The organism is Pseudoalteromonas sp. CnMc7-15, from assembly GCF_022347925.1.
Classification (GTDB): Bacteria; Pseudomonadota; Gammaproteobacteria; order Enterobacterales; family Alteromonadaceae; genus Pseudoalteromonas; species Pseudoalteromonas ruthenica.
The window spans coordinates 632,013-644,689 of sequence record NZ_JAKRFT010000003.1; the positions used below are offsets into that span (position 1 = coordinate 632,013).

Here is a 12,677-nt window from a genome sequence, read left to right on the forward strand (position 1 = left end):
AAAAGATGGAATATTTGGCGGTTAATAAATAAACAAAAATAACAAATGGCACGTTCAGTGGATGAGTGGTCCCCGCAGGAGCTCAATAAGCTCCAGAAAAAGAATAAACGCCTGAAGGCGTTGCTGCAAAAATACAAGCAGCAACACCACCTCCAACATGCCCTTATTTTACTGTCAGAACAAGCCAGTACCATTCCTGAGCTGTGCTCTTTCTACCCTGCAATTCAACGTCTGCTAGCCGATTACGTACCGAGTAAAAATTTTTATGTGGTCCTGCGTAACCCAGATACAGGACTACTTGAGCTCTCCTACTTCGTTGATCAGAAAGACGGAATACAAACTCCCTTAGTCACCGATCAGCATTTTGAGCAAGGTGTGACTGGCTACGTATTTCGTTCACGGGCAACCGCCTACTTCACTCGTGAAACCATGACGGCAGCGCAGCAACAAGGCAAGTTCAAAATTTTAGGGGCGCAAGCCGAACATTGGCTTGGTGTGCCTATTTATCAAGATACCGATGTGATTGGTGTCATGGTGTCGCAAAGCTATGATGCCAAACAAGGCTATAGCCAAGAGCAAATTGAGCTATTTGAGGTCATCGCGCTGTATCTAGCAACGGCCATTGAGCGGGTGAAAAAGCGCGAATTACTTGAAAGCCAAGTAAAGCAACGTACTCAAGCATTAACGCTTAGCAACCAAGCGCTTAATGACGAAATTAGCCAACGTAAAAAAGCTTTAGAACGACAGCAAACGTTATTCCAAATATCGGAACTGGCGAGCCAGTCGATCAATATTGATGATGTCTACTACCATGTTCACCAGATCATGAAGTCCATCACCTATGCGGAAAACCTTTATATTGCGCTGTATGATAAAGACAATAATTGGCTTACCTTCCCTTACGCCGTCGATGAGTGCAGCGAAGACTTTGGTCCGCGACCCTTTGCAAAAGGCTTTAGTGAGTTAGTACTAACATCCAAGCAGTGCCAATTAATAGATAGGGCTCGCAGCGAGCAGTTGATTGCCGAGGGCATCATTGAGCGCCAAGGTAAATTAGACCCAAGCTGTCGCTGTACTAGCTGGCTAGGAGCTCCCCTAAAAACAGCGCAAGGAGTGATTGGACTCATTGTTTGCCAGGCATACAACAACAAGTACGACTTCGTGCAAGAGGATGTTGAGCTCATCGCTTACGTCTCCAACCAAATTGCCAACGTGCTGCAAAACCATTTATCGCAGCAAGCGCTGCGACAGAGCCACCAAGAATTAGAGTTACGTGTGGCTGAAAAAACGCGGGAGCTACGTCAAGCCAACTTACATTTACAGCTACAAATTGACGAGCGCCGTAAAATAGAGCAGCAGCTTTATCATGATGCTCATCATGATTCACTAACAGGGTTACCCAATCGCAGTTTGTTCTTATCTCAGCTTGAGCGCACGTTGGGGCAATATCAGCGCTTTCCTGAAAAAGACTTTGCCGTATTGTTCATCGACCTGGATAAGTTTAAAGATATCAATGATAAGCTGGGTCATCAGTGTGGCGACCAATTCCTCATTGAAGTGGCGGATAAGCTTAAACAATGTATTCGCGATCATGATTTGATCGCCCGCCTTGGTGGCGACGAATTTGTTATTCTGCTCACCCAACTCAACGAGCGTCAACAAGCCGAGGATGTTGCCAAGCGCATTATTGCAGTGATGCAGCAACCCTTCTGCAACCAAGGGATTTGTATTCAAAGCGGTGCCAGTATTGGCATTACTTACAGTAAACGCGACTACAGCCATACCGATGAAATCATTCGTGATGCCGATGCCGCCATGTATTATGCCAAACAAACTGGCAAAGGCCGCTTTGAGTTTTATCACCCGCTGCTAGGCTATGGCAACGATCAGCAAGAGCCACATCAACGTCATCACCTAATGGATTTGCACACCCATTTTCGTGCTAGCGACATCGTAAACTTCGACCAGCAGCAGCCTCACGCGCAATTACTCGATGCTTATGGCGAGCACCCAGTGCTCGGGAGTACCAGTTTTGAACAACTTAAGCGTTTTGCCAGTGATAATTACGAGCTCGCTAAGGTAGAGCTCAAACTGCTCAAATATGGCTTTAATCAACACCAGAGCGACATTATGAGTTTACTCAATTGCTCAAGTTTGTTGCTGGATGATAAACACTTTGAGGGGCTTAGTCATTGGGTCGGTCAACTGACGAATAAAGATAAACTCTGCCTGTTGTTCAGTGAAGCCGAGCTGCGCTTTTGTAGCGCTAACCAAATGAAAAATTTAGACAAGCTCTACCAGCAGGGATTGCATATTGGGCTTAATGAGTTTGGTAAAGATCGCTGCGAGCTAAGCTTACTGACCCAGCTGCCCTACTTCTGTGTATTACTCAATGCTACCTTTAGCCGTCGAGTATTACAGGACCCACGTTACGATCATATGCTGCAAGGCGTGTTGGCAGTCACACAACTAAATGACTGCATGGTGATCGCTAAAGGGCCCTGTATTCTTAATTATCGCTCGCTGCTTGAGCATCACGGTGTACACCACTTTATTGGTCAGCAACACGCCATTGCCGAGCAACAACCACTTCACGCTATTCCTTCTTAAGCATGGCCCTTAAATTAGCCACTCGGGCCTGCCCTTGCTCCATGCGTTGTTGCTGATTTTGTGGTGCTTTTCGTGCTTCGAAAGCCAAATCTTGCTGCGGGAGTTCTTCCACAAAACGGCTAATTTCTGGGGTCATGGTTTCACCAAATTGACGACGGCTTTTGGCATACGTCATCACTAACTCTTGTTGCGCTCGGGTGATCCCCACATAGGCCAAGCGACGCTCCTCTTCAACATTGTCCTCGTCAATACTGGTTTGGTGTGGCAACAGCCCCTCTTCCATACCGACCATAAATACATAAGGGTACTCCAAGCCCTTAGAGGCATGCAGTGTCAGTAGTTGCACCGCATCACTGTCATCTTCCTCTTCATTACGCTCCATCATATCGCGCAGGGTGAGCTTCATCACCACCTCAGGTAGGGTAAGGGCTGGATTGTCAGCATCACCAGTGAGCATGTCAGTGATCCAACGATATAACTCAGAGACATTCTTCATGCGCATCTCAGCGGCTTTAGCGCTAGTCGAAGTCTCATACAAATAGGCTTCATAATTAATTTGTCGCACTAAGTCTTTCACCGCCTCAAGGGTGTCACTACGTTGGCAGTTATCGGCTAACTCCAAGACCCACCGAGCAAACCCCATTAACGCGTTAAAACCTCGCCCTTGTAAACGCTGTGCAAGCTCGGGCTCAAAACATGCAGCAAATAAGCTAATGTGCTTGTCATTCGCCAACGAACCCAGCTTCTCCAAGGTCATAGGACCAATTTCACGCTTGGGAGTGTTTACGATGCGCAAAAACGCATTATCGTCATCTTGGTTTACCAGCAATCGCAGGTAAGCCATCATGTCCTTGATCTCAGCACGCGCAAAGAAGGACATCCCACCACTGATTTTATAGGGTATACGGTTACTCATCAGCGCCTTTTCAAACACCCGCGCTTGGTGATTACCGCGATATAGAATAGCGTAGTCGCGGTAGCTTGTGCGCTTGGTAAACTTATGGGAAATAATCTCTGCTACCACACGTTCGGCTTCGTGTTCCTCATCGCGAGTACCAATGACTTTAATCTGATCACCAAAGCCCAGCTCACTAAACAGTTTTTTATCAAAAACATGCGGATTATTGGCAATGAGAATATTAGCCGCTTTAAGAATGCGTCCAGCACTACGGTAATTTTGCTCTAGCTTGATAAGACGCAGATGCGGGTAGTCTTTACTCAATTGTACGAGATTTTGTGGCTTTGCCCCGCGCCACGAATAAATAGATTGGTCATCATCACCTACGACAGTAAAGCGCGCCCGCTGCCCGACCAATAGCTTAACCAATTGGTATTGGCTGGTATTGGTATCTTGATATTCATCCACCAGCATATAACGAAAGCGATTTTGCCAACGCTCACGCACCTCGGCATGACTATTAAGCAATAACGTCGGGATCATAATCAGATCGTCAAAGTCGAGCGCATTGTAAGCACGCAACTGGGTTTGATAGCGGGCATAAAGTTGTGCAAAAAGGGCTTTTTGCTGCTCTCGAGCAGCCGCAATAGCCTGTTGTGGCAAGATCAGCTCGTTTTTCCAGTCGCTGATTTGCATTTTCAACAACTTAAGTAAGTCTTTGTCACCATCTAGCTCGTCTGCGGTCAGCTCATTGAGAAGCTGATTCGTATCTTGGTCGTCAAAGAGTGAAAAGCCTGCTTTGAAACCTAAGGTTTTCAACTCTTTTTTAATTATCTCTAAGCCGAGGGTATGAAAGGTGGATACCCACAGCCCTTTGGCCTCTTGCTTACCTAAAGTTTGCGCAACGCGCTCACGCATTTCCTTGGCAGCCTTGTTGGTGAAGGTTACCGCTGCGATGTTACGGGCTCGATACTCACACTGCTGAACCAAATAAGCTATCTTATTAGTGATCACGCGGGTTTTACCAGAGCCCGCACCAGCGAGGACGAGACAAGGCCCGCTAATGTATTTCACTGCTTCGTTTTGTTGAGGGTTGAGCTTCATAAAACCTAATCTGAGTATCCGTGGGCTACGTATTTTATCTTATTAGCGCAAGTGATACAGCCGCGATATCAGGGCCGTGACAAATAAATAAGTATGCACTAACGCAAACTGTATTGTGACTTGGGTTAGATACAGCGTATATAAACGTTGCTCTAAGGCAAACAAGTTGTTATTTGTGCTTGAGGTTAGTTACACTTAAGTCTGTGAGAAAAGGAGCTGTGCAATGATAAACCCTGCAAAAATTGAAGAAATTGCTCGCCAGATTGGCAGTAACATGCCTAAAGGCATGCGCGATATGGCCGAAAACTTTGAAAGTAAGACTAAACAAGTACTGCAAAATAAACTCTCAGAGATGGACTTCGTGAGCCGCGAAGAGTTCGATATTCAAAGCCAAGTGCTAGTAAGAACACGTGAAAAGCTGACGGCGCTAGAGCAAAAAGTGGCGCTTTTAGAAGCGCAAATTCAGGGTAACCAAGAAAACCAAGACGAAGGTTAATTCGAGACGAGATTGGCTGCCCAACTATTCGTTATTGCGCATTAGCTCTCACGCGCAAGGCAACGTTGTGCAGCGCCTCTTTGTAGCTGCTGTGTAGCTCTTGATGACAGCGAACCACGGCATCGAGGTCATGTAAACGGCCGTTTTCAAGCCCATACACCCAACCATGCACCGTCAACGGCTGCTCTCTAGCCCATGCATCTTGGACTATGTTGGTACGGCAAACATTACGTACTTGTTCAATCACATTAAGCTCAATTAAGCGAGCCAGACGCTGAGCCTCAGGTGCGCTATTTAACAGTGATAAATGCTGGGCTTTAACGTCATCAACATGGCGTAACCAATTATCAATTAACCCCAGCTTGGCCTCATCGAGCACTGCCTTAACGCCGCCACAGCCATAATGACCCACCACCATAATATGCTGAACTTTCAAAACTTCTACTGCATATTGCATCACCGACAAACAGTTATGATCAGTGTGCACCACAACATTGGCGACGTTGCGATGAACAAATAACTCGCCGGGCATAAGGTCTACTATTTGGTTTGCAGGGACGCGAGAATCTGAACAACCAATCCACAAATATTTAGGGCTTTGCTGCTGCGATAACTTTTGAAAAAATTCTGGGTCATGGTCCGTAGTTCGTTCAGCCCATTGCCTATTACTTTCAAAAAGGTGACCTAGATTCTTCATTGCATCTCACTGTTTATGCTGGCTTCAATTAAGATATTACGAGGTGTGATTTCAGTTTCGCAAAACTCACTGAGGCCCACCTGATAATTGTGTTGCTGCAAATATAAAGCACGATCTAAAACCAGCCAAACTTCTATTGCCCTTCTAAAGAGATGTCTTACCAGTTCGATTCGCTCCGTCATGCGCTTCCTTTGCTCTGCGAGCTTCAAATAGCGAGTAAAATCGCACTTTTCTGGCAGGGTTAAGCCCTTTTCTCGTGCCGCCCATAAACAAAAATCTGAGAATTCACCGCTGAATATCTGCTTACCAACCGAAGGCACGGGCGTGTACTGTGAGCGCTTAAATTGCTCACGCACCAACTGTTCAAACCCGAGTCGCCATAACACCTCTTTTTGCCGCACGCGCCGCACTCGCTGTGGTGCAGTCACTGTTTGTTGCAGCGCAAGTTTTAGATCACTGCTGGTCAACTGCAATGAGCTTGCCTGTGCAGCTGCGCTCATTGGTTGGTAATAGTCGCCATCGATAAACAGATGATAGCAACAGGGAGAAATTGAAATACGAGGTGTTTGCTGCTGACAGGCCTGACGTAACAAGGATTGATGCAAGCCACCGCAAGCATGTAGGGCAACAGCGTGATCACACTGCTCAATTAGGGCACTAAAATCATCTGTCAGTACATTGCCTTGGTGAAAGTGAATCGGTAAGTTTAGCTTATCCGCTAGCTGTTCACCTTGCTCACATAGATGCTGCTGAATTTCCACACTATGCACGGGTACCTGATGTTGGTGCGCGAGGAGGCGCCCGAGATGACCTTTACCCGCACACCACTCTAAGACGGTACTGCCTTCCTGCGCAGGTGCGAGTCCATCAACAAAGCACTGTAGCTGGGTCAATTTACGGCCTTTAATACCATTACTTAGCCAAAATGGTAGCGCTTGAGGCTGTGCCTGTGTGCTGGTAGGCAAATCGGTTAGTTCTGGCAACTGCGAAAGCTGATCAATATGAGCACTGAAGTAGTCTATTAACTGTGATGGCTGGGCATCAAGCTCAGCCACTTGCTCATCGCTGAGATTCTCCAGCACCGTTGTCAGTTCAGGCCAAGGGTAGTGCTCGCATGAAAATGCTACACATTGCCAGTAATCTCGAGTGTCATTAAGCAATTGATCTAGGCGTTGAAAGTGCGATGTTAACGATGGCATGAGAAAGACTAACGGACTGCAATTGTTAGATTATATCAAATCGCTTGGCTCAAGCGCAGAAAACTTTATCTCGCCACTATACTATTTAGATTTTCGCGCTTGCACCACGAGTCGAACATAAGTCGGGACGGCAACTAAGATGATGGCAATAGCCAAAATGAACATCCACGACAAGCGCATACCACTTTGTTGTATTGGCTGGTACATAAAACCGCGAAAGTACTCCTGCATAGGCTTATCATCCAGTGCATAAAGCTCTGCAATCAGTCGCCATCGCGCATCAGACATTGCACCTAGCGTACTGCCAGTTCGCATCATCAAAGGTTTGAGTTGGTCTGCTTCAAAAGCCAGCTCTTGTAAGCTTTTATCAACGGCATAATGACGCTTAGTGAGGGCAATACTGTGCTGTAGGTTGAGTAACGCGTAACGCCAACCGCGCATGCTCGCTTGATAAAAACGCGCTACCACTTCAGGCTGAGCATCAAGAAAGGTCTGTGATGTAAACAACACGTCACCATATACATTGAAGCCATGTTGCTTTGGGCATACGAGACGATAATCAATACCTTGTTGCGCCAAGGTATAGGGCTCGTTGGTAATGTACACCTGAATGGCATCGAGGCGCCCTTCAATCCATGCAGCCAATGGCTCCTGAGCACCAATATCAACAACCTCTGGCTGTATGCCTTCATTGGCAAGCATAGTGATAAGCTCAGCATTCTCACTGGCGCTAAGCGAGCTGATTTTCTTACTATCGAAATCTTGCGGAGCGAATATTGGTGAGTGTTTCTTTACTAGCCAGCAATAGGGGGAGGATTGCATCAGTGCGGCCATTGCGACTACAGGCTGACCCTGCAGACGATGCTTAAGCAAACCGGAGTGACTGATACCAAACTGAGCATGATTATCGAGCACCTTGGCCACGCTGTCAGTGTCGTTACCAACAGCCTCGACAATGTCGACCTCTAAGCCCAGATCACGGTAATAACCCAGCTCTTTGGCAACATAATAACCTGCAAATTGAAATTGATGTCGCCATTTTAACTGTAAGGTCACTTTAGTAGGGCTGGCCATTACTGAAAAAAAAGGGCCAAAAAGCAAAAATAAACTCAGTAGGCCCTTTTTCCATTCCATGCGCTGCTTCACTGTACTTCCTTGTGCTAATGCTGTTAATACTATATTAAAGCTTAGGCTTAAATACCAGCTTGTTGGGCAATTTTACCCTCCTCTTCGCAGCCGTTGTGTGCGAGAAACTGCTGATAACACGAATTACCTGTTTCTTCTACAAACCCATATCCAAGGCGTTTCAAGTGCTCATCAAAGGCATTATAATCTTGCCCAGGTACTTCAAATGCCGCCAACACATTACCCAGCGCAGCCCCATGATTACGATAGTGGAATAAGCTAATATTCCATTTGCTCCCCAAAGTATCGAGAAACCGCGCTAGCGCACCAGGGTATTCGGGAAATTCAAAGCGCAGTACCCGCTCTTGTAGCTGCTGTGTCGGCTTGCCGCCAACCATATAACGCACATGTAATTTAGCAAGCTCGTTGTCGGACATATCAACATAGTGATAGCCCTGATGTTCAAGCTCACCGAGTAGTTCTTCAAGCTCACTAACACCTTGACGCAACCCGATACCGACAAAGATTTGTGCTTCACCCGGGCCGGCATAACGGTAATTAAACTCAGTGATCGCACGCCCGCCTAAGCATTGGCAAAAGCGCTTAAAGCTACCTTTCTCTTCTTTAATGGTCACCGCCAATAACGCCTCGTTCTTCTCACCGAGCGCCGTTCTCTCGGCGATGTGACGAAGACGGTCAAAATTTAAGTTCGCCCCGGAGAGCACCGCCGCTAAATTAGCTCCTTGCTGAGCCTGTGTTGTCGCCCATTTTTTTAGCCCTGCCAAAGACAGCGCGCCAGAGGGCTCCGCTACAGCCCGCGTGCTGACAAAAATATCTTGTACCGCAGCACAAATTTCATCACCACTGACGGTCACGACTTCGTCGCAAAACTGCTGTGCCAGACGAAAGGTTTCACTGCCGATGGTCTTCACCGCGACGCCATCGGCAAAACTGCCCACCCGCTCGAGCTCTACAGGTTTTCCGGCGGCCATAGCCGCTTGCAAACAGGCGCTTTCCTCGGCCTCCACAGCAATGATGCGGATATCTGGGCGCAGCGATTTAATATACACCGCCATACCGGCTAACAAACCGCCGCCGCCAACCGGAACAAACACCGCATCCAACTGCGGAAGCTGCTGCATTAGCTCGCGCGCAATCGTGCCTTGGCCAATGATCACATCGGGATCATCGAATGGCGGCACAAACACCGCCTGCAGTTGCTCGGCCAGTTTTAAGGCATGGGCTTTTGCAGCATCAAAGTGATGGCCGTGTAAAATCACCTCACCGCCGAAGCCACGTACTGCACTGACCTTGATCTGCGGCGTGGTAAGGGGCATCACGATAATGGCTTGATGCCCTAACTCGGTGGCACTTAACGCCACTCCTTGTGCGTGATTGCCAGCTGAGGCGGTGATCACCTTGCTGCCTTTTTCCAGTTGCCTTAGCTTGTTGTATGCACCCCGTAACTTAAAGGAGTAAACGGGTTGTTGGTCCTCACGCTTAAGCCACACCTTGCACCCTAGTTTTTGCTCTAACGCAGTCAGTTCACTGACCTCTGTGAACTTAACCAAAGGCTCCATATTGGCTTGGATAATAGCGCGAAAATAGTCAAGCTCGGAGGCGGCCATCAGCTTAACTCCTCAAGCTTTTCAAGGTCGCGAACAGCGCCTTTGTCCGCACTGGTTGCCAACAGCGCATACGCCTTGAGCGCGGCTGTTACAGGACGATTACGGTTGAGCGGCTTATATGCATCTTTGCCACGTTGCTGCTGTTTTTGTGCCCGCGCCTCAAGCTGCTGCTGCGATAAACCCAGATTGATACCCCGATTGGGGATATCGAGTATCACTTCATCCCCATCTTCAACTAAAGCAATCGCACCGCCACTGGCAGCCTCAGGAGAAACATGGCCCACAGAAAAGCCCGACGTACCACCGGAAAAGCGGCCATCGGTAATAAGCGCACAATCCTTGTCTAAGGCCATGGATTTTAGATAACTAGTCGGGTACAGCATTTCCTGCATGCCCGGGCCGCCCTTGGGGCCCTCGTAGCGGATCACCACCACATCGCCTTTTTGTACCTGGCCGCCTAAAATGCCTTCCACTGCATCGTCTTGTGATTCAAACACCCTGGCAGTGCCTTTAAACACTAACATGTCATCACTGACCCCCGCGCTTTTCACAATACAGCCGTTGGGAGCTAAGTTGCCATAAAGCACCGCCAGCCCGCCATCTTGGCGAAAGGCATGTTCGACACTGCGAATACAGCCCTGCTCGCGGTCCAAGTCCATCTCTTGCCAACGGTAATCCTGACTCATGGCTTTGGTGGTGCGGATGCCAGCAGGACCAGCACGGTAAAATGTGCGCGCCGACGTGTTCTCTTCTTTGCTGGCATCATAGCGAGCGATCACCTCGCCAAGGTTGGCCCCCCCAACATGGCCGACGGATAAATCCAACTTATCCGCTTTCGCCAATTCATTGAGAATGGCCATAATCCCGCCGGCGCGATGCACATCCTCGATATGGTATTGCTGCGTCGCAGGAGCGACTTTACATAAAAATGGGGTGCTGCGTGAAAGCCGATCAATGTCACTCATATCGAAATCCACCCCTGCCTCTTGGGCGGCGGCTAATAAATGCAACACCGTATTGGATGAACCGCCCATGGCGATATCCAACGTCATTGAGTTCATAAAGGCAGCCTGATTGGCGATGTTACGCGGCAGCACCGAGTCGTCTTCTTGGCCATAGTAACGCTGACATAAATCTACGATGCGTTGACCGGCTTCAACATAAAGCTGCATCCGATCCTTATGCGTTGCTAACGTGGTGCCGTTTCCTGGAAGAGCCAAGCCTAGGGCTTCCAATAAACAATTCATCGAGTTGGCGGTAAACATACCCGAGCATGAGCCGCAGGTTGGACACGCAGAGCGCTCTACTTGTTCTGAGTCTTCATCGCTGACACTAGGGTCGGCGCCTTTGATCATGGCATCAACCAAATCTAATTTAATGTCGATATCCGCAAGACGGGTTTTGCCCGCTTCCATCGGCCCGCCAGAAACGAAGATCACCGGAATATTTAATCGCAACGCGGCTAACATCATCCCTGGGGTGATTTTGTCACAGTTAGAGATACATACCATGGCATCGGCACAGTGAGCATTAACCATATACTCCACCGAATCGGCAATGAGGTCTCGTGACGGCAGAGAATACAGCATGCCGCCGTGGCCCATGGCGATACCGTCATCAATGGCGATGGTATTAAATTCACGTGGCACCCCACCGGCATCACGAATGGTGTGTGCCATTAGCTCGCTGAGCTGGTTCAAATGCACGTGCCCTGGCACGAACTGAGTATATGAATTAACCACCGCGATAATCGGTTTTTTAAAATCGCTGTCGTTCATGCCGGTCGCTCGCCAAAGCGCCCGAGCCCCTGCTCTTTTGCGTCCTTCGGTGGTTGTTGCGCTGCGCAGTTTTGCCATGTTTACCTCTATATATTTGCAAGCGCAGCCGTGGCTGCCTTGACTTACCTCATTCCCAAAATAGTGGTGCTAGTGGCACCTCGTCGTTAGTCGTTTACGTACTCTAGCCAGCCGCGCGGGTCTTCACTGCGCCCTTTGACCAAATCAAAATAGGCGGTTTGCAGCTCTTCGGTGATAGCGCCACGCTGACCTTCGCCAACCTGAATTTGGTCGACACTGCGCACCGGAACGACCTCGGCTGCCGTACCGGTCATAAAGAATTCGTCGGCAAGGTACAATGCCTCACGGGCTATTGACTCTTCACGTACTTCATAACCGCGCTCTTTGGCAAGCGTCATAATGGTGTCGCGGGTCAGGCCAGGTAAAATACAGGCGGTGGTCGGTGGCGTGTATAGCACACCATTTTTAATCACAAAGAGGTTTTCGCCTGCTCCTTCACTCAAACACCCATTGGTGTCTAAGGCAATGCCTTCAACATAGCCGTTACGCTTGGCTTCACCTGATATAAGCTGCGAAGACAAATAGTTGCCGCCCGCTTTTGCCGCCGTGGGCATGGTATTAGGCGCTAGGCGGTTCCATGAAGAGATACATACATCAACGCCTTGAGCGAGACTGTCCTCACCGAGATAGGCGCCCCATTCCATGGCCGCTACGGTGACATCGGCTAGGTGTGATTTGGGGTTTAACCCCAAACCAACGTGACCTAAAAAGGCAAACGGGCGCAGATAAGCATCGCTAAAGCCATTTTGTTTCACCGCTTCTTTACACGCCTGATTTAATTCTTCCAGTGAAAATGGGATTTCCATGCGGTAGATTTTTGCTGAATCAAAAAGCCGCTTCATATGGTCAGTTAAACGAAAAATAGCCGGCCCATTAGCGGTGTCATAGGCACGGATCCCCTCAAATACCGAGCTACCATAATGTAAGGCATGGCTTAATACGTGCGTGGTGGCTTGCTGGTAAGGGATCATCTCGCCGTTGTGCCAGATTAATTCGGATGTTTGTGTCATGTGTTAATACCTTCTTATAAATCCGTGTTGCTGTGCGCCTTGCTGGTCGCAGCG

General features: G+C 48.5%; 9 protein-coding genes. 2 read left to right on the forward strand and 7 right to left on the reverse strand.

From position 1 onward, the window contains the following. Positions 1-45: 45 nt before the first annotated feature. The gene (locus tag MHM95_RS10205; protein ID WP_022946625.1) at positions 46-2,610 is read left to right on the forward strand and encodes a diguanylate cyclase; all 2,565 of its coding nucleotides are present in this window, start codon (positions 46-48) and stop codon (positions 2,608-2,610) included. Here the strand turns inward: MHM95_RS10205 and rep are convergent. Further along, positions 2,597-4,612: a DNA helicase Rep gene (gene rep, locus MHM95_RS10210; RefSeq protein WP_239385208.1), complete on the reverse strand. Its 2,016-nt coding sequence runs from the start codon at positions 4,610-4,612 to the stop codon at positions 2,597-2,599. The two genes, MHM95_RS10205 and rep, sit on opposite strands and share 14 nt — an antisense overlap. Positions 4,613-4,835: 223 nt before the next feature. Between rep and MHM95_RS10215 the strand changes: the two genes are divergently transcribed. Then, positions 4,836-5,108: an accessory factor UbiK family protein gene (locus MHM95_RS10215; RefSeq protein WP_022946623.1), complete on the forward strand. Its 273-nt coding sequence runs from the start codon at positions 4,836-4,838 to the stop codon at positions 5,106-5,108. A 31-nt stretch (positions 5,109-5,139) separates the two neighbouring features. Here the strand turns inward: MHM95_RS10215 and can are convergent, their stop codons facing one another. The 6 genes from can to MHM95_RS10245 form a co-directional block, all read right to left on the reverse strand. Continuing rightward, entirely contained in the window at positions 5,140-5,805 is a 666-nt protein-coding gene (gene can, locus MHM95_RS10220) for a carbonate dehydratase (RefSeq protein ID WP_022946622.1), read from the reverse strand. Next, positions 5,802-7,004, reverse strand: a complete 1,203-nt coding sequence (locus tag MHM95_RS10225) for a methyltransferase (RefSeq protein ID WP_239385209.1) — start codon at positions 7,002-7,004, stop codon at positions 5,802-5,804. The genes can and MHM95_RS10225 overlap by 4 nt, the downstream gene beginning before the upstream one ends. Positions 7,005-7,085: 81 nt before the next feature. Continuing rightward, positions 7,086-8,150 carry an ABC transporter substrate-binding protein gene (locus MHM95_RS10230; RefSeq protein WP_082079370.1) on the reverse strand — a complete coding sequence of 355 codons (1,065 nt, stop codon included), beginning with the start codon at positions 8,148-8,150 and terminating at the stop codon, positions 7,086-7,088. 47 nt (positions 8,151-8,197) lie between these two features. Beyond that, positions 8,198-9,757, reverse strand: a complete 1,560-nt coding sequence (gene ilvA / locus MHM95_RS10235; protein WP_239385210.1) for a threonine ammonia-lyase, biosynthetic — start codon at positions 9,755-9,757, stop codon at positions 8,198-8,200. Continuing rightward, positions 9,757-11,613 (reverse strand): dihydroxy-acid dehydratase, encoded by a 1,857-nt coding sequence (gene ilvD, locus MHM95_RS10240; RefSeq protein WP_239385211.1) that lies wholly within the window; start codon positions 11,611-11,613, stop codon positions 9,757-9,759. Before ilvD ends, ilvA begins: the two co-directional genes overlap by 1 nt. Positions 11,614-11,699: 86 nt before the next feature. Next, positions 11,700-12,623, reverse strand: a complete 924-nt coding sequence (locus tag MHM95_RS10245) for a branched-chain amino acid transaminase (RefSeq protein ID WP_053910196.1) — start codon at positions 12,621-12,623, stop codon at positions 11,700-11,702. Positions 12,624-12,677 lie beyond the last annotated feature (54 nt).